18 protein-coding genes are annotated in these 18765 nt (G+C 55.3%); 3 read left to right on the top strand and 15 right to left on the bottom strand.

The features are described 5' to 3' along the window. Positions 1–5: 5 nt before the first annotated feature. From rnc to gmd, 7 genes are all read right to left on the bottom strand, one after another. Positions 6–740, bottom strand: coding sequence for a ribonuclease III (gene rnc, locus CAUR_RS05835; RefSeq protein WP_012257002.1), 735 nt, complete (start codon positions 738–740; stop codon positions 6–8). A 5-nt stretch (positions 741–745) separates the two neighbouring features. Then, a complete protein-coding gene (gene fabF / locus CAUR_RS05840; RefSeq protein WP_012257003.1) occupies positions 746–1987 on the bottom strand; it encodes a beta-ketoacyl-ACP synthase II in 1242 nt (413 codons plus the stop codon). A 183-nt stretch (positions 1988–2170) separates the two neighbouring features. Further along, entirely contained in the window at positions 2171–2797 is a 627-nt protein-coding gene (locus CAUR_RS05845) for a fumarylacetoacetate hydrolase family protein (RefSeq protein ID WP_242605078.1), read from the bottom strand. Beyond that, positions 2794–3033: a hypothetical protein gene (locus CAUR_RS21480; RefSeq protein WP_242605079.1), complete on the bottom strand. Its 240-nt coding sequence runs from the start codon at positions 3031–3033 to the stop codon at positions 2794–2796. Before CAUR_RS21480 ends, CAUR_RS05845 begins: the two co-directional genes overlap by 4 nt. Positions 3034–3055: 22 nt before the next feature. After that, positions 3056–4150, bottom strand: a complete 1095-nt coding sequence (locus CAUR_RS05850; protein WP_012257004.1) for a site-2 protease family protein — start codon at positions 4148–4150, stop codon at positions 3056–3058. Between the two features lie 543 nt (positions 4151–4693). Next, positions 4694–4897: a hypothetical protein gene (locus CAUR_RS05855; protein ID WP_012660612.1), complete on the bottom strand. Its 204-nt coding sequence runs from the start codon at positions 4895–4897 to the stop codon at positions 4694–4696. Beyond that, positions 4894–5868 carry a GDP-mannose 4,6-dehydratase gene (gmd, locus tag CAUR_RS05860; RefSeq protein WP_012257005.1) on the bottom strand — a complete coding sequence of 325 codons (975 nt, stop codon included), beginning with the start codon at positions 5866–5868 and terminating at the stop codon, positions 4894–4896. The genes CAUR_RS05855 and gmd overlap by 4 nt, the downstream gene beginning before the upstream one ends. A gap of 127 nt (positions 5869–5995) precedes the next feature. On the opposite strand from gmd, the gene CAUR_RS05865 reads away from it, so the two are divergent. Beyond that, a complete protein-coding gene (locus tag CAUR_RS05865) occupies positions 5996–6448 on the top strand; it encodes a helix-turn-helix domain-containing protein (RefSeq protein WP_242605080.1) in 453 nt (150 codons plus the stop codon). On the opposite strand, the gene sucC is transcribed toward CAUR_RS05865, so the two are convergent. From sucC to CAUR_RS05905, 8 genes are all read right to left on the bottom strand, one after another. Further along, complete coding sequence (sucC, locus tag CAUR_RS05870; protein WP_012257007.1) at positions 6443–7585, bottom strand: ADP-forming succinate--CoA ligase subunit beta; 1143 nt, start codon at positions 7583–7585, stop codon at positions 6443–6445. The genes CAUR_RS05865 and sucC overlap by 6 nt on opposite strands. A 623-nt stretch (positions 7586–8208) precedes the next feature. Then, a complete protein-coding gene (locus CAUR_RS05875) occupies positions 8209–9849 on the bottom strand; it encodes a CTP synthase (RefSeq protein ID WP_012257008.1) in 1641 nt (546 codons plus the stop codon). Positions 9850–10057: 208 nt separating this feature from the next. Then, the gene (locus CAUR_RS05880; protein ID WP_012257009.1) at positions 10058–10729 is read right to left on the bottom strand and encodes an MBL fold metallo-hydrolase; all 672 of its coding nucleotides are present in this window, start codon (positions 10727–10729) and stop codon (positions 10058–10060) included. Between the two features lie 230 nt (positions 10730–10959). Continuing rightward, on the bottom strand, positions 10960–11637 hold the full coding sequence (locus tag CAUR_RS05885) for a regulatory protein RecX (RefSeq protein ID WP_012257010.1): 678 nt from the start codon (positions 11635–11637) through the stop codon (positions 10960–10962). A 496-nt stretch (positions 11638–12133) separates the two neighbouring features. Further along, entirely contained in the window at positions 12134–13036 is a 903-nt protein-coding gene (locus tag CAUR_RS05890) for an MBL fold metallo-hydrolase (RefSeq protein ID WP_012257011.1), read from the bottom strand. A 107-nt stretch (positions 13037–13143) separates the two neighbouring features. Continuing rightward, the gene (locus tag CAUR_RS05895; RefSeq protein WP_012257012.1) at positions 13144–14391 is read right to left on the bottom strand and encodes a PSP1 domain-containing protein; all 1248 of its coding nucleotides are present in this window, start codon (positions 14389–14391) and stop codon (positions 13144–13146) included. 49 nt (positions 14392–14440) lie between these two features. Next, positions 14441–15997, bottom strand: a complete 1557-nt coding sequence (locus tag CAUR_RS05900; RefSeq protein ID WP_012257013.1) for an adenylate/guanylate cyclase domain-containing protein — start codon at positions 15995–15997, stop codon at positions 14441–14443. A 340-nt stretch (positions 15998–16337) separates the two neighbouring features. Further along, on the bottom strand, positions 16338–17060 hold the full coding sequence (locus CAUR_RS05905) for a metal-dependent transcriptional regulator (RefSeq protein WP_012257014.1): 723 nt from the start codon (positions 17058–17060) through the stop codon (positions 16338–16340). Positions 17061–17213: 153 nt separating this feature from the next. Between CAUR_RS05905 and CAUR_RS05910 the strand changes: the two genes are divergently transcribed. Both CAUR_RS05910 and CAUR_RS05915 read left to right on the top strand, forming a co-directional pair. Further along, on the top strand, positions 17214–17447 hold the full coding sequence (locus CAUR_RS05910) for a hypothetical protein (protein WP_012257015.1): 234 nt from the start codon (positions 17214–17216) through the stop codon (positions 17445–17447). A gap of 138 nt (positions 17448–17585) precedes the next feature. Beyond that, positions 17586–18338: an E3 ubiquitin ligase family protein gene (locus CAUR_RS05915; protein WP_012257016.1), complete on the top strand. Its 753-nt coding sequence runs from the start codon at positions 17586–17588 to the stop codon at positions 18336–18338. Positions 18339–18765: the final 427 nt, after the last annotated feature.

The raw sequence follows: 18765 nt of genomic DNA on the forward strand, positions 1-18765 counted from the left end.
ATGCTTCAGTTGCGCTCATCCTGAGCGTCTATGGCCGTTGCAGTGAAGCCGTGCTTATCCCAGGCAGCCAACGCTTTACGTGCAGCCGCGCGCTTGGCCTCTTTCTTGCTCGAACCAGAGCCGGTAAATTTGCGACCCGCTACAGTGACTGCCATGACGTACTCGCGCTGGTGTTCAGGGCCTCGCTCCTCTTCTATTGAATAGTCGGGGAGTTGCTTGAAGCGAGCCTGCATCAATTCCTGTAAGCGCGTTGTTGGATCGAGATCGATGTGAATAATCTGCTCGATCCGGGCTTGCCAGAATGGCACAATGAACGCCCGTGCAGTCTCAAGCCCTTGATCCAGGTAGATGGCCCCTACCAGCGCTTCAAACAGATCGGCTAACAGCTTCTGGCGGCTACGACCGCCAGGGTTGTCTTCGCCTCGCGATAGATAGGCATACTGGCCTAGATTGAACTGAGCGGCACATTCTGCCAATCCCTTCGTGCTCACCAACGCGGCCCGCCAGTTGGTCAGGGTGGCCTCATCCTGGTCGGGAAAGGTCTCGAACAACCAGGTTGTGGTTACAAAATGGAGTACCGAGTCGCCGAGAAACTCTAACCGTTCATTGTCGGTCAGGTGATTCAGCAGATGCGGCTGTTCGTTGAACAGCGAACGGTGCATAAATGCCGTCTGCAACAGCGTTCGATCACGAAAGGTGATCCCGATTGCCCGCTCAAGTTCGGCCAGTCGATCACTCATAGCGCCTATCCGTGGTATTTACGAAAGGCAAGGCACACATTGTGTCCGCCAAAGCCAAACGAGTTGCTTAGGGCCACCTCAATCCGAGCCGGACGCGGCTGACCGGGCACAAAATCGAGATCACAGGCCGGGTCTGGTTGCTGAAGATTGATGGTTGCCGGCAGGAGATTGTTCTGCATCGCCAGGATAGTCACAACTGCTTCGATAGCACCGGCTGCACCGAGCAGATGACCGAACTGCGACTTGCTGGCACTCACCGGCGGTGATTTCTCGCGTCCGCCGAAGACCTGCTTGATAGCGGTTGTCTCAACCGGGTCACCAGCCGGAGTTGAGGTGGCGTGCGCATTGATATAATCCACATCCTCTGGTGCCAGAGCACCCCGCTGCAGGGCCAACCGAATCGCCCGTGCGACACCTTCGCCATCCTCGGCCAGATTCGAGATATGGTAGGCATCAGATGTTGCACCATACCCCACCACCTCGGCTAAAATACGCGCACCACGGGCAAGAGCGAATTCAAGGTCTTCGAGGATGAGTACCGCTGCACCCTCACCCATCACAAACCCATCACGCTCGGCGTCAAATGGTCGTGAGGCGTGGGCATAGTCTTCGTTGCGCGTCGAGAGGGCACGCATCGCATTGAAGCCGGCGACGCCAATAGGGGTAATGCTGGCTTCACTGCCACCAACAATGATCGCCTTTGCCCATCCACGGCGAATGGTCTCTGCCGCCTCGCCGATGGCGTGGGCTGAACTCGCACAGGCCGATGTCACACAGTAGCTCGGCCCACGGGCACCGGTGACAATGGAAACCTGACCGGCGGCCAGATTGGTGATCATCGCCGGAATGAGGAAGGGACTGATCCGCCCCGGCCCGCGACTGCGCAGAACGTCTAACTGCTCCGAGAGGGTGCCAATGCCACCGATCCCACTGGCAATAAAGACCCCGATCTCATCACGATTGGCGGGCGTGATCTCAAGCTCGGCATCGCGTAACGCTTCTCTGGTCGCAGCCACCGCAAACTGCACGAAGCGGTCGGTGCGTCGCGCCTCTTTGCGATCCATATAATTCGTGGGATCGAAGCCCTTCACCTCAGCGGCAAACCGGGTATCAAAACCGGTCGAATCGAACAATGTGATCGGACCGACGCCGCTCCGCGCTGCGACGATCCCCTGCCAGAGTTCGGCTACGCTGAGACCAAGTGGGCTGATTGCCCCCATTCCGGTCACCACCACCCGTCGATCCATGATTACTCCTTAGTGTTGTATGTAACTACTAACATCGGCGCGCATTATATCATGTTGCTCACTATCTGACGACAATTGCCTGATGGCTGAACTATGCCGGGTACGTAGGTTTTAAAGCACGAATGCACAGAAAAATGCTCTGTGCATTCGTCTGCCGTGGATATGGAATAGGGGCAACCTGGTCTACTCACTTACAACATTCTTCAGCACCCCAATCCCATCAATCTCGGCCTCCATCACATCGCCTACCTTCAACCAGCGTTGTGGCGTCATGCCCATGCCGACCCCCGAAGGTGTACCGGTCGCAATAATATCACCCGGTTCGAGCGTCACGCCACGGCTGAAGGTGGCAATACAGGTGGGAATATCAAAGATCATATCGCGCGTCACCGAATTTTGTACCAGCTCGCCATTGAGGCGCAGCCGGATGCCGAGCGCGTGTGGATCGGGAATTTCATCAGCGGTGACAATCCACGGTCCCAGCGGGGCACTACCGTCGAGGCTCTTGCTGTAGAAAAACTGTTGATGGCGCGTCTGAAGATCGCGTGCGCTCACATCATTCATAATGGTATAGCCGAAGACGTAATCGAGCGCAGCACTTGCCGGAATATTCCGCCCACGCCGCCCGATAATCACCGCCAGCTCAACCTCCCAGTCGCGCTGCGCCGAGACATCAGCCATCAACGGTACCGGTGCATTGGGATGATTGACTGCCGTGGGCATCTTACTGAAGAAGACGGGGTATTCGGGCAGCTTTTCCGGCAACCCCTTCGCCCGCAACGACTCAATCGCATGAGCAGCATAATTCATCCCCAGACAGATGATGTTCTTGCGCGGGCGCGGAATTGGCGCACGCAACTCAACCGCAGCCAGCGCACCCCTCCTTCCGCCGTAGCGACGACCTGCTGTGCCGCAGCCAGTAACTCTGGCCCACCATCGATCAGATCGAGCATGGACGCTGCCACCGCCGACAGATCGATCACCTCATCGCCCCGCAGGGCACCAACCCGTTCAACCCCACCATACCGATAGGTTAAGAGCTTCATGTGACCTCCGTATCACCCACACTTACGGCGTCATGACCGTAATCGGAACCGGTGTGAAGACCAGAATAAACGTCAAGAGACCAAGATACGCCAGCCAGCGCCATGGCCCCTCAAGCGGCGAAATCTCATTGCGCAACGGGCTACGCTGCTGACCGATCAGCGCGACCATAACCGCCCAGATGAACCAGCCCGACCAGAGAAATCCCAGTCCCAGCAAAGCAACTGCAACGATCATGCTCATAATCCGTGCCGCTCGTGCACCAAACAGAGCGAAAAAGATATGACCACCGTCGAGTTGCCCAGCCGGCAGCAGGTTCAGACCGGTCACCAGCAAACCGGCCCAACCGGCCAGGGCCACCGGATGGAGATAGACATCTTCGCCGCCTGAGGGCAGGAAGCGCCCGAAGATAAGAATCTTCATTGCGGCATACAGCAATGAATTGCCTTCGGTAAAACTGCCAGGGAGCGGCACTACCTGCTTCACTTCCGAGATGCTCAGCCCAATTGCCAGAACCGGAATGGCGACGACTAATCCGGCGAGTGGACCGGCAATACCGATTGCCAGCAGTGCCCGTCGATTCGGAACGAGGTCTTTAATCGCGATGAAGGCACCCATGGTGCCGAGTAAAAAGAACGGCATCGGGATAAAGAACGGATAACTGACGGCCACGCCCTCACGTCGGGCCACAATGAAATGGCCGAGTTCATGGGCAAGCAGGATTGCCAGCAACGACGCACTAAAACTCAGAGCGTAGCCCCAGTTGAAGACAATCTGACCGGTGCTTTCGATATATTCCTGCCCGCCGACCAGCATCGTCGAGGCAATCGTCAGCACAAAGAGCAAGACCGCTAACCAGAGTCGCGACGGCGGAGCCTTCGGCGGTGTCGGAATAAACAAAATCGCGGCCCCGATAGGATCGTGCTGAAAGAGTGGCGTATACCCAAGCGCCTGGGCACGGGCAACAATAGTATCGTGGGCTGCCTGCGCCTCCAGTAGTAACTGCCCTCGACAACGCACCGCCCGCTGATCACCGTTTGCCAGTTCTTCACTGGAATGCACCAGCATCACTTCGGCGGCCAATATGCGGAGTGCAGACGTAGGATCAAAGTCAAACATAGCGATGAGTCCTTTGCTGCGATGATGTCACTGTTCATCTTACCACAGACGCGCCTCAGCGCTGTTTGCCAGTTCGATGTAGAAGCCATTTTATTTGACAAGTCAGATGATCGCAACGATCCCGCACGTTGCCCCTACGACCGGTATGGTGACTGATGCAACGCTGGTGCAAAGATGCGGGCAGCACTGGCATAGCGGTGGGCACAGCATGGGGCGCAGGTGATTATCGTCTGAACTACACGCTGCTAGCATAGTAGGGCGAGGAGCATACCGGGTCATGGTACATTCCTGACCAACAGGGATGCCTCTGCAGGTGACGCAAAGTGGGATGCGCTGCGGCGCTGGGATGAACAGCGGCACGCCAGTTGTACTTTAACACAGAGAGTATGCCGGTGCCTGTCGTTGAGCAAGAGTTGGTATACATGCAGGTAACACTGGCGTGAAACACGATACTGCAACCTGGCATATTCCGGTGATGAAACAAAAAAACCGCTCTACCCATATCCGGGCAGAGCGGCGGATTGAGACCGGATGCGAGGTGAGTTACGAGTCAGAATGATTGACAACCGGAGGTTGCGAACGGTGCGACGGATGAGGTCGCACCCCCCACAATGACTGGAGATGCTGACGCGCACCGCCAGTGCGTCGATCCAGCAACATAATAAACCGACTTGCATTCGCCAGACCCAGACGCTCAACCAATGCTGCCCATCCTTCCTCGATCAACCGAGTCTCAGCTTGATTCATCGCATCTGCTCCTTAACTAACTGTAGATCAGCCTCAACCATCATCTGCACCAGTTCAGGGAACGTAGTGCGTGGTTGCCAGCCCAGTTTTTGGCGAGCCTTGCTGGCGTCACCGATCAGCAAATCGACTTCAGCCGGACGCATAAAGCGCTGATCGATCACCACATAATCGCGATAGTCAAGACCAACATAACCAAATGCCAGTTCACAAAACTCACGAACCGAATGGGTCTCACCGGTAGCGATCACGTAATCTTCTGGCTGATCCTGCTGCAACATCAGCCACATTGCCTCCACGTAATCGCCGGCAAACCCCCAATCCCGCCGCGCTTCAAGATTACCCAGGCGTAGTTCTTCATCGAGACCGAGTTTAATTCGCGCCACGCCATGAGAAATCTTGCGCGTCACAAATTCGAGACCACGACGCGGACTCTCGTGATTGAACAGAATGCCCGACGTAGCGTGCATGCCGTAGCTCTCACGATAGTTGACCGTGATCCAGTGACCATAGACCTTAGCCACCCCGTAGGGGCTTCGCGGATAAAAAGGTGTCGTCTCCTTCTGGGGCACCTCCACCACTTTGCCGAACATCTCACTGCTCGACGCCTGATAAAAGCGGATTTCGGGGTCAACAATCCGTACCGCATCAAGTAAGCGGGTCACACCCAGAGCGGTCGTTTCGCCGGTGAACACAGGTTGGGGCCACGATGTCTGCACAAACGACTGCGCAGCCAGATTGTACACCTCGTGTGGGCGATGCTCGCGCAGGATATGGATCAGCGACACTTCATCGAGCAGGTCGCCACTTACCAGCGTGATTTTGTCCTGAATATGCCTGATACGCTCGAAATTGACGGTGCTCGAGCGACGCACCATGCCGATCACCTCATACCCCCTGGCAAGGAGGAACTCGGCAAGGTAACTGCCATCTTGACCAGTAATACCGGTGATCAACGCACGCTTTGGAGCCATACTTTGTTATCCTCTCACGTTAGCAGCACAAAACCAGCACGAGCAAACGTTCTCGCACTGCGACAAACGGTGCTACTATACAATGAAACGAGTTGTGTGTCTGCTAAGTGAGTTACCATGTGCCTGTATGAACGAACCAATAGGACAACGGATTGCCCGCCTCCGCAATGAGTTGGGCTGGACTCAGCAAGAGCTTGCCGAACGGCTCGCCATTTCGCGAGTAGCAGTATCGCATATCGAGTTGGGGCTATCAGTGCCTGGAGAGCGTACCATTACGCTATTAGCCGGTTTATTTAAGCGCGAGCCGTTGCAGCTTGTTGCCGGTACCGATTACCCACCAGCGCGGGCCGAGCGCTTACCGTTTGTAACCTGTCGCTATACTGAAGTCGAACTACAACTTGCGCTGTTGGCCCGTGATTGTGAGTGGATTGCGGCAGTCGGGCCAATTGCGACCGGGCGAGCAACGGCCATCCTTGACGAATGGCGTATCCGGCTCGAACGTCTCACACAGGAGACAACCGACCGGCGCGAGCTAGACTTACTTGCCGCTGCTCGCCGCAATCTTGATCGATACTTATAACTCACCGCGAGCGGCTGCTACTGCCTTCTGCGCACCCTCAGCCAGCGTTGCCGCAGGGATCAACTTCGACTCGGCCAGCAGTGCCCGTCCGGCTTCTTCATTTGTCCCCACCAGCCGGGCCACCATCGGCACATCGGTTGGCACCTCTTCGAGCGCAGCAATAATCCCGCGTGCCACTTCGTCGACCCGCGTAATCCCACCAAAGATATTAAACAACACCGCCTTCACGTTTGGATCAGAGAGAATGATCTGTAAAGCGGCTTTGACCTTCTCTTTGCCGGCACCACCACCAATATCAAGGAAATTGGCCGGCTCGCCACCTGACAGCTTAATCACATCCATGGTGGCCATCGCCAGACCGGCACCATTGACCATGCAGCCAATGTTGCCATCGAGCTTAATATAGGTGATACCCGCTTCGCGGGCACGCCGCTCAGCTTCCGGCTCGGCAGAGGGATCGTGCAGGGCAGCCAGATCGGGATGGCGGAATAGCGCACTCTCATCGAGGAGAATTTTCGAGTCGAGGGCAAGCAGGCTGCCGTCGGCCTTGACAACCAACGGATTGATCTCCACCAGTGAGGCATCACACTCAACAAAAGCTCGATACAGAGCACTGGCAATTTGTGCGAACTGACGCGCTTGCTTGCCATCGTTTAAGCCAATGCGAAATGCCAGTTCCCGGGCCTGAAAATCGAGCAGACCCATCGTTGGATGGGCCGGAATCTTAATGATGGCGTCGGGGTTCGTCTTCGCTACTTCTTCAATTTCAACCCCACCTTCAGCCGAGGCAATCATCATCACGCGCTTGCTGCCGCGATCAAGGATGGCCGAAAGGTACAGCTCGCGCTTGTAGCTCACCGCTTCGGCAACCAATACCTTCTCCACCGTCAACCCCTTGATGTTCATGCCAAGAATCTGTCTGGCAACCTGCTCGGCCTCAGTTGGGGTTTGCGCCAGCTTTACACCACCAGCCTTACCACGTCCACCAACATGTACCTGGGCTTTCACCACGACCGGGCCGCCGATCTCTGCGGCGATGGTGCGTGCTTCCACCGGTGTAACCGCTACCCCGCCACCTGTCACCGGAATACCAAAACGGGCTAACAGGTCGCGAGCCTGATATTCATGCAACTTCATGCCAAATCTCCACTGCCCGCATCACGATCTTTTGGTAGAAGAGAACGCCTATACTCACGGGATATCTACCATATAACTGCCGGAATAGTATCACAGGGATCGGCGAGATGTCAAACATTTTGCCTGTGCAAACTATGTGCATGAGATTGATCTTTGCTTGATCTCATGAGTTGTTGAGATGTCGAAAGATGCGACAAAATTTTTGACACTTCAATGGTTCGTGAGGATTGTAATCCGATGCTCTTTCAACGTTGCCAAGCCACATGTTTTAAATGCACTGGCTATCCTGATGTGAGCCTGATTTCCTGTTGCCAACGCGATTACCACCACGGCATTACCAGCAGTGCGGAACGCCTTTCACCCATGATCACCAGCAGCGCCTGTTTTGTATTGACCACGGATGTCCAAAGCTACAACGGATTAGGACGAATTTACCATCCGCGACTATCTGTGGTTACCCCTCTTCATCAGGGATACGCGCGCCTTATCGACATTGCCTCTCTCCGTAAGACCACAATGCGCTACGTTCAAAGGAGGCTGGTGTGACAAAACACACCAGGTGCGGAAGCTATGCTCCCGCACCTCCAAACCGACGCTACATATCCGCTGTCTGTGCTTCCGCACTACGACGTGCTTTCCACCAGCGGCAACTGGCGCGCTTCGCCGGCGAGGAGTGTCTGCGCGGCTGCCGCTACAAAGCCGCGGAAGAGCGGGTGCGGTTTGCCGGGCCGGGACTGAAATTCGGGATGGAACTGACTGGCAACGTACCAGGGATGGTCGCGAAGTTCGATGATCTCGACCAACCGCTTATCGGGTGAGATACCACTGATCACCAGACCGGCAGCTTCGAGCACGCTGCGATAGCGATTGTTAAACTCAAACCGATGGCGATGGCGTTCTTCTACCCGGTCGCAGCCATAAGCGGCATGCGCTCGCGTCCCCGGTACCAAATCACATGGGTACAAACCCAGCCGCATGGTGCCACCCTTTTCGGTAATGTCGCGCTGATCGGGCATCAGATCAATCACCGGATGGGCAGTCTGGGGGTTGAATTCGGTGCTGTTGACGTCGTGGGTGCCGAGGACATGGCGGGCAAAGGCGATGGTGGCGCATTGCATCCCCAGACAAAGACCCAGATAGGGGATGCCGTGAATCCGGGCGTAGTCAGCAGCCGCAATCTTGCCTTCGATCCCTCGTTCGCCGAAACCACCCGGCACCAGTATCCCATACACTCCCGACAGCAAGCGCGCCGGCCCTTCCCGTTCCACTTCCTCGGCGGCAATCCAACGAATGTCAATATCAATCGATTGTTCGAGACCGGCGTGGTGCAGTGCCTCAACGACACTGATATAGGCATCGTGCAGCTCGACATATTTGCCGACCAGTGCGATTGGCACCCGCCGCTTTTCCTGACGGATGCGGGCAACGAGTGCGCGCCACTCTTCGAGATCGGGCGGGGTAGCCGGTAACCCTAACCGTTCGACCAGATAATCGCCTAATCCCATATCTTCCAGCACCAGTGGTACTTCGTAGATCGAGTCGACCGTCGGCACCGGAATGACAGCCCGCACGTCCACGTCGGCGAAGAAGGCAATCTTCTCGCGAATCTCATCGTCAATCGGACGGTCGGCCCGGCAGAGGATGATGTCGGCGCTAATTCCAACGTTGCGCAGCGCCATCACCGAGTGTTGGGTCGGTTTTGTCTTAAGTTCGCCAGTGCTGATATGTGGCAGTAGCGTTACGTGAATGTAAAGGATATTGTCGCGCCCGACATCCTTACGCATTTGGCGGATGGCTTCCAGAAACGGCAGGCTTTCAATGTCGCCAACTGTACCACCAATTTCGACAATCACTACATCGGCCTGACTGCTCCTGGCCAGTGACCCAATCCGCGACTTGATCTCGTTGGTGATATGCGGAATAACCTGAATCGTTCCGCCAAGGTAATCACCCCGCCGCTCTTTCGCGATAACCGCCGAGTAGATCTGACCGGTGGTGACGTTGCTCAGCCGACTGAGATTGACATCGATGAATCGTTCATAGTGACCTAAATCGAGATCGGTTTCAGCTCCATCAGCCGTGACAAAGACCTCACCATGCTGATACGGTGACATCGTACCCGGATCGACATTCAGGTACGGATCGAGCTTCATAACCGAAACTGAAAGGCCACGACTCTTCAGCAGGCGGCCAATGGAGGCGACACCAATGCCCTTCCCCACGGATGAAACCACACCACCTGTCACAAAAATGTACTTTGTCATAGAGCAGTACTCCCCGTCTTAAAGATTTGTGGGTCGGTCAACCTTCGGGTTGAACCGACCCACACCGGTACTCGTTTCACTTGTATCCAGGACGATTGCATGCTTCACAATCGTTGCTTAGTGATGATACGAACGGTCAAATATGTCCCTGATCAAGACAGCGTTTTTCACCTCAATCGCTTAGTATACCACAAACAAAACCCGTTCGTTAGCCATTCACCGGTCGTAAAATGACAATCCGCGTCTGTTCTTCGTCAGCCGGTAGTGCGTTGGCATTGATCACAAACTTGTCTTCAGCCGTATACTCTTTCAATCCCATTTCACTGATGAACTTCTCCAAGGGCGCCAGGGGAGGATCGAAATTTGTTTGCCCCATCGCATAGTGCATCGGTATCACAAACCGTGGTTCAATCTGGCTGATCACATTACTGGCAAGTGCTGACCCAATCGTCTCACCACCCCCCACCGGCACAAACAGGACATCAACATTGGAGCCGATCTCTTCGAGCTGACCGGTTGTCAACTCATGACCAAGATCGCCCAAGTGACAAAAGACCAGATCGTCCAGATGGATGATGTAGACCGTATTAAACCCACGTTCGGCACCTTTTACCTGATCGTGGAAGGTACGCACACCGGTGATCAGGACACCACCGATTTCGTACTCGCCAGGACCATCAACCACGAACACGCGCTCGCGCAACGGGCGGATAGCGGCAGCATTATCGTGATCGGGATGGTGATGGCTGACGGTCACAATGGTTGCGGTGGGTCGGCCAATATCGAGGCCGATTGAGCGATGGTAGGGATCGCAGACGATAGTGCCATCACGACCGCGTAATCGAAAACAGGAATGACCGAGAAACTGTACTTCTGCCATAAAGATAAATCCTTACCGTCCTGGTATCCTTTTCACTCACAGTATTCTACTCAAACAGCGACCTTTGCTCAAATAACGTCATTGCAACTGCAAGCGAAGTAATCCTGCACATTGCCCCTGCAATCAGGTTCACGGTACGCTGAAAGGTACGCTTATCACAATTCTTGCCGGTCAAGGGGTACTCGCTCGCGCCGTGCGTGTATGAGCATGTCAGGACAATCACGACCTGTTCAATAGGGTTCCTCATCATCGATGTCGTCAGCAGGATGCGCTTCTCGCCAGAGGCGCAGGAGCAGTGGACGCACCAGATCGCTCGCAAAACCCCGACGCAGCAAATATCCACCCAGTCGGCGTTGGAACGTCAGCCAGTCAGTATGCCTGAGGTAACGCGCTAACACAGCACGAGCTGCCTGCTCTGCCCGCAACGCTTCCCCAAGTTCGTCTTTCTCGCCGGATAGTGCATCCTCGATCAACTCGGGTGCAATCCCTTTCTGGCGTAGTTCTGCGCGCAAAGCCCGTTCACCTCGATAGCGCAGTGTACGCCGGTTTGCGACCCAACGCTCGGCGAAGTCGGCATCATTGAGCAGGCCTAATTCCTGTAACCGGGCAACGACCTGTTGACAGATCGCTTCGCGAAAGCCTTTGCGTTGCAAATAGCGATAGATTTCATTGACGGAACGTGGTCGTCGTTCAAGCTGGCGCAGGGCCTTTTGCATCGCCTGATCAGCCTCTTCACAAGCAACGAGCTGTTGCCAGCCGTGATCGTCGAGATGCACGCCAACCGCCAGGCGCATACGGGTGAGAGTATTGAGGCTAATCCCAATCGCAAACTCACCGTCGATAAAGATATTCACACGCTGCGCGTCGTTCGTTTGTTGCCGAATTGCAGTGATTGTTCCAGCAGGCATACGATACAGTCAGAATTGGCGCACGAGACGGACACCGCCACTACGACGCAGAGGTTCGCCAGCCAGATGCTTCCCCTTGTGCGCCCGACACCGCCCATGTCGTGTCATTTGGCTAAAATACGTCAATCCCGTTTTACATGTTCTGCACAACGTCGGTTTCTACAGGAGAATGAACCTGTTACCGAACAAGTGTACTATATTTCAGGTGCAAACGCAAGCAGCGTATGGGTTGTTTAAGGACATGCATAGATGCCAGGGGAGTTTCGTGTTAACCCGTCGGGTCATGCGGGCTGAAGCCCTGCCTGACAGCGTGGAAGCCCCGTTGGGGCTGGATGCATTCCCCATCCCGCCGGCAGGCTAGCCCCGTAGGGGCTTCAATGACTTGAGGCAGGGTTTTAACCCGCCGACTTCACCCCCGCCGGCAGGCCAACCCTGCCGGCCTGCCACGACGTGAAGCGGGGTTTTTAATCTACTGGCCTCTTGGGATGCAACAGGTCTAGCCGGTGGCCTGGCGACGCTTTAATTCGTAACGAATGAGACCGGCTACGCTCATCTGTGTCCAACTGCGCGCCACTACGCCAGCCGGGCCGTCTGGAGGGTAAGGGACCCAACGGGCTGCCAGTGCGGCAACGTCGGGATCGCCATCGGCGAGTGCCCGTTCAACCAGATCAACCAGTTCATCCAGCCGATGAGCTGCCCGATCAAGCTGATAAGTAACGTCATCGTGTGGCCCGTAGTGTGTGAGATAGATCCGTGGCAGGTTGAGGGTTCGCAACATGGCAATTGTCGAGCGATGGGCTTCGAGATTGTAGGCAGGAACTGGCGTAACCGGAAACGCCAATCCCCAGCGATCCATTGCCAGGCCAGCCGCATCACCGATAAACAGACCACCACTCTTGTGGTCAAGGTACGAGAGGTGATCAGGTGAATGACCCGGCGTCGCAATCGCCGTAAGGATTATGTCTCGCCCCAGATCAAGGTGCAGGTGCTCGGCAGGCCGAATCCTTTCGGCAGCGATGGGTAACATCTCGCCGTGCAATGGCCACGCCTCTTCGCCAACAGCACGGCGGACGCTGGCCATGAGTTTGGCGGGATTCGCCAGGTGTTCAGCCATACTGCTGTGGATGTAGACGACAGCGTTCGGTAATGCCTCAGCCAGGTGTCCCGCACCACCGGCGTGATCCATATGAATGTGTGTGCAGAGGATGTGGCGGACAGCTTCCCGCTCGATACCGAGTGCTTCCAGACCGGCCAGTGTTTGCGGCACAGTAAGCGCCGTTCCGGTCTCGATCAGCGCAATCTCTTCTCCCCGCACCACATACGTCACGCCAACTCCGGGCAGGCCGAGCAATTCGTGGTCAATAGCCCAGATGTGATGATCTACCGCGAAAACTTCCATCCCTCACCTTCGCTCGTTGCACAATAAAACGAACACCCCTCGCCCTGGCAGGCGATTAGGAAACAGGACTACATGCAGAAAGCCAGATCAATATTGACCGACCCTGACTAATTCCGCCGCCGTCGGCGCCGCCTACCGGCACTGTTGCCGGCGGGTGGCGTCGCTTTTTCCGCTGCATCCCTGGCCGGTGTTGCTTTGGAAGCGGTTGCCGGTTGCTGTGATGCCGACGTTTTGGCCGGTTTGGTGGCAGCTTCTGCTTTGGCTTTCATCGGCTGATCATTACGGCGGTTTGGCCGTGATTTGGGTGTTGGCTTCTGTTCTGTATCCCGCTTTGATTCTACAGGCGGCGGTAACACCGATGCAGGAGGTAACACCGGTGCAGGAGGTGGAGATGGCAGCACATCTTCATCTTCCAGCAGGCTGAGATCATCACTCCAGTCAAACGCATCAATCTCATCGCGCAGCATGCGGCGCTCGCCACGATCAGGTTTAGCGGGTGAGACCGGTGTAATTCCCTCGGCAGCTCGTGCGCGTGCCAGTGCTGCTACCTGCTCAGTTGCCAGCGTAATCTGGCTCAAATCGTAGGTCTCAATCATTCCACTGCTGGCCAGTTGTACCAGAACCTGTTGCTTCAAAACATTCTGGCCAATCACCTCACCCGGCCCATCGGGGGTCATGACCCAACTCCCACGTTTGGGCAATTGTGCACGCATCTCAAGATACTGTTCATGCTCATACGACAGACAACACAGCAGACGGCCACAAACGCCACTGATCTTACTGGGGTTGAGTGGCAGGTCTTGATCCTTGGCCATCTTGATGGTCACCCGGGCATAATCAGGCAGAAACGAGGTGCAGCACAGGATACGACCGCACGGCCCGATGCCGCCGAGCATTTTTGCCTCATCGCGCGGCCCGATCTGTCGTAACTCAATGCGCGTCTTGAAGGTACGGGCCAGATCACGCACAAGCTGACGAAAATCGACGCGCTGGTCAGCAGTGAAATAGAACGTCAAACGCGAGCCGTCGAATGAATATTCGGCTTTCACCAGCTTCATCGGTAAGCCATGCTCTTGCACCTTTTCGGCACAGCGAGCCAGCGCTTCGGCGTGATACTGCTGCAATTCAGCCATGCGCATCAAATCGCTCGCCTCGGCACGCCGCACAACCGGCTTTAGCTCACCGACAATCTCATCATCGCCAACTTCGCGCCGTTCAAAGGCAACTTTGGCCAGTTCAAAGCCACGTACCGTTTCAACAATGACCTGATCGCCAACGCGCAGCTCAAGGTCTCGTGGATCGAAATAGTAAATCTTGCCACTATCTTTGAAGCGAATGCCAACTACGACAGGCATAGGTTGTCTTTCTTACACGATATGCAATCCCTCAAGGGAATGATATTCCTTATGAACTGGTGTACGCTATTGTTTGCAATCCACCCGGCTTAGGTCGTGTCCCGAGCACCTTAAACGCGCGGACACGCTGTTGTTTGCCCTTCAACTGCAATTCTCCCATCTCTTGCAGTTCAAACTCGCTACTCACCAGACGGGCCGTGTCTTCGCCGATAAAGACCGTCCCTGGTTCGGCTGCCGACTCTAACCGCGATGCGGTATTTACCGTATCGCCGATGGCGGTATATTCCAGGCGGTGGCGCGTACCGAAAAAGCCGGTGAAGGCGGGGCCAGTGTTCACACCGATCCGAATGGTAAAGACTTTATCTGGATCGAGCCGACTTACCAGCCGTTGTTGAGCTTGCTGCATCTCAACAGCGGCTGCCACTGCCCGCACGGCGTGCTGTTCATCGAGTGGGTCTTCCGGTAAGCGTGGTGCTCCGAACACGGCCATAATCCCATCACCAATGTATTTATCAACGGTGCCATTGTACCGGAAAATGACATCGGTCATTTCGTGCAGGTATTCATTGAGCAAATCCTGCACCTCACGTGGTGAAAGCCGTTCGGAGAGCGAGGTGAAGCCCTTCACATCGGCAAACAATACGGTGACGATTTGTTCCTGCGCCTCCCAGAGTTTACCGTGCTGAGCCACATAACGCGCCAGCGCCTGAGCGACATTTGGTGACAGGAATCGCTCAAGGTTTTGCCGCACCTGACCCTGGATGCGTAGTTCTTCCGTGAGACGTGCCCGTTCAATCGCCACCGCAGCCAGATTGGCAATTGCTACCACAATATCCCGGTCGCGCACCGAAAATTGTTCTCGGCCCGGCGAGTCAAGCAGGATAACGCCAATCGCGCCGCCTTGCGTCATCAGCGGTGCGCAGATAGCCGAACGAATATTTGCGGCAATGATGCTCTTTGAGCCGGCAAACTCGATACGGGCATCGTGAGTCAAGACAGCTTCGCCACGCTCAATGGCTTTACGAACGATGCTCCCGGCGATGGCTACATCACCCAAGCCGGGGGGATAGATGACGCGCGGAACCAGTTCATCACCTTTGCGCAAGAGCAGAAAACCGCGTTGGGCCGGAACCAGACGGATAATCTCCTCCATCACCAGATCGAGCAGTTCGCGATAGTCGAGCGCCTGGTTGACCCGCATACTGATCTGGTAGAACGCTTGCAGATCGGACGGCAGTAACTGCAACTCGTGGGCTGCGACAACCTGAGATTCTGAGGCAACCGGAAAATAACGATTGTCATCCAGGACAACACTTTGCGCTGCCCGGTCTTCGTAGACCAGCTCGAACGGACCAACACCAATCACATCGCCATCGTTGAGCTGTTCTTCTTTGACCCGTAGTCGGTTAACAGTTACACCGTTGCGGCTATTGAGATCGATGATCCATGCGCGCCGGCCCCGTAATTCAATTCGTGCATGCTTGCGCGAGACAATCGCGTGGTTGAGCACAATCTCGTTGTCAAGCTGGCGTCCAATCGTCAGACCGCGCTCGGTAATCGGGAAGGTATGCTGTTCGCCATGAATGGTGACCGTAATCCGTGCCATGCTTCTTCTCTCCTGTACCCGTTACTTGCCAACTGTTGGCGGTCACCGTTCGTTCCTCGTTGCTCTCTGGCCTGCGCGTATATTCTCCTCTTGCCACGAAGTCGGCTGCCTGCTGTACGAACTCACCTTCAAAAGCCTGAAAACAGCAACGAAAGTGACAGGATATACGCTGAGTAAAAATGGTTTACGGTTTGATCTGAAACCGTCCCAAAGCCGAGAGGGCACTGCTGACAAAAGAGCGTTACATTATCGCCGATCTTTTGCGGCTAGATTGCGCATAGTTTTGCAGAGAAAGCGGCAATTGGTGAAGCACGGGTTTTCGCAAAGGTGCAGTACCCCCCTATTGCGCAGAGGTCTCAACATCACCCCAAATCATCTCAGCAATGTGCGCCGGAACAGTAATCGATAAACCCGGTCGCTGAAGGGTGACCCCGATTGCCGCCGTATTATCGGCAACGGTAAAGATAGCTCCCGGTACCAGCCCATTCGCCTCAAGGAAGGAGACAATCGGCGTTTCTTCTTCGGCCTCTTCTGCAATCCGCCGTATTCTGAACTGTTGCCCGGGTTGGACTGTATCCATGCGGGTATTCCCGGTATACACTTCATTTTGTCCTGGAATAGGATTACCATGTGGACAGGTCGTTGCATGGCCGACCAGCGCCATAATCCGCTCTTCCATCACCGGCGAAAGGGTATGTTCCAAACGAACGGCTTCCTCGTGAATCAGATGCCAGGGCAATCCCATGACATCAACGAGGAAATGCTCCAGGATTCGGTGACGACGCACCATTGCTTCGGCCAACTGAAAACCCGTTGCGGTGAGTGTAATCTCGCCATGGGCGTTGCGTTCGATCAAACCCTTTTCAAGCAAACGAGAAACAATATGGGTTACGGTAGGTGGCTGTACCTTCATCCAACGCGCCAGACGGGCTGCAATAACCGGTTCGTTACGGGATGCCAGATAATAGATAACCTCAAGATATTCGCGCTCTTTGGCCGTCGGTTCACTACCGCTACTGGTGTGACGGCGCCGTAAGGTTGTGGTAGAATGCGAAGTATTCACTCCTGCCTCCTTTTCGTCAGCAGTGTTGCTGGTGGGTTGCAACAAGATGAACGTATGCTAACCCTCATTATAGCAGACGGCAAGAGTGTGCGACAGATGGTATACTGATGATCGTTCCGCCGAACATACATGTGAAGTTAAGGAGTGTCAACGATGAGTTCAGGAAAGACACTGGTTGAGTTGATCCGCGAGAAGACGGGGGTTAGCGCCGAACAGGCTCAACAAGTCGTAGACGTGGTCACCGGTTTTCTCAAGGAGAAGTTGCCGGAACCGATTGCAGCCCAAGTTGATCAGGTGTTGAAAGGTGACATCAGCGCCCTTGCCGATCAGATCGATGCAGCCAAAACGATGCTGGGCAGCCTGTTTGGGGGCAAGAAAGACGAATAGCGCTCTCATCGTCTGTTGTCGCCGGCAATCCTGACTGCATATCGATAATGCCTTTGCCCGTGTTACAGTAAAAAACACTGTTCACTACCCATCTCAGCTCCCTGGTAACCTCGTTTTAGCTATCATTGAGGTGTACTCATGATTGTCGGCGGTGTATTGTTGCTTGTGCTGGCCGTCATCTTCTTTTTTGTTGCGCGGGCCAATGCCGGCAAGTTGCAAGCCCTGAATGCGGTTGACACCTACGATACGGCCACCCTGTCGGCAATTCACCGCCGGATCACAACAGCGCTGGGGGCACATGATTTTGCCCAACCCTGCGAAGTGATGGGATTGATCGAATGTGCCACGCCACTCACCGGTCCCGTTTCAGGACAGGCGCTGGTTGCGTATCTGTACACGACTCATCGGGAATATGAGGAACGGATCACTACCCAGGAGAGCGGACGGAGCACAACCCGTATCGAACGCCGGAGTGAGCAGCTCGAACAGAACGAGCGGCGCGTGCCGTTTACCATTCGTGACGACACCGGTCAAGTGCTGGTTGTCCCCGATGGCGCTAAGATTGATCTGATTGAAACCGCGAATCGCTTTCTTGAAACACCCCAACCGTGGACAGGCGCAACCCGCACACTCGGTCAACGTCAGTTTGAGCGTGGTCTGGAAGTAGGGATACGTGTCTTCGTTTCTGGTACAGCAATCGATCAGAACGGTCAGGTCGTGATTGCCCGCCATCCGACCAACAGTAAGCAGACCTTTATTATCAGCCGCAAAAGTGAACACGAACTGGCCAACTCCGCTGCGACCTGGGCACGGAATATGCGCTACGCTGCCATTGCCAGCGGGGTGATTGGACTGGCGCTTGTGGTCGGCGGTGTCTTGGTGAGTGGGTGAGTGTAGGGCAGGGATCGCATCGGGTTGTGCATTCCCCGCCAGAGTTGTGTCACATCTTGACAAGCCCTCACCCCTGTCCCCCGCTGGAGTTGGGAGAACGCCCGATCAGAGTGATGCAGCAGAGCGTGCTATGCCTGGCAGTAAGCGAGCTGGAGGCTCGCGATCCCAGGGCGCGACCGGTACTTGCGCACCGTACTGGAGCGCTCAAGGGTACAACGTGAGCGTGATGGTAGATAGCGTACCACAACTTCTCTAAAACCAGATTTGATCGTATTGCAGTTCAGACCACGGGAACGCTGTTCAATAAACCACGGTCAAACCTTATCATTCACCTTTCAGCCAGTAAGCCTGGCAATCAGCCATCTACAGGGCCGGGATGGCTCATAGCTGCACGGAGCAACATACTGGGAGGGCGGAAGCAGATGTT

It is taken from the genome of Chloroflexus aurantiacus J-10-fl (genome assembly GCF_000018865.1).
GTDB lineage: Bacteria > Chloroflexota > Chloroflexia > Chloroflexales > Chloroflexaceae > Chloroflexus > Chloroflexus aurantiacus.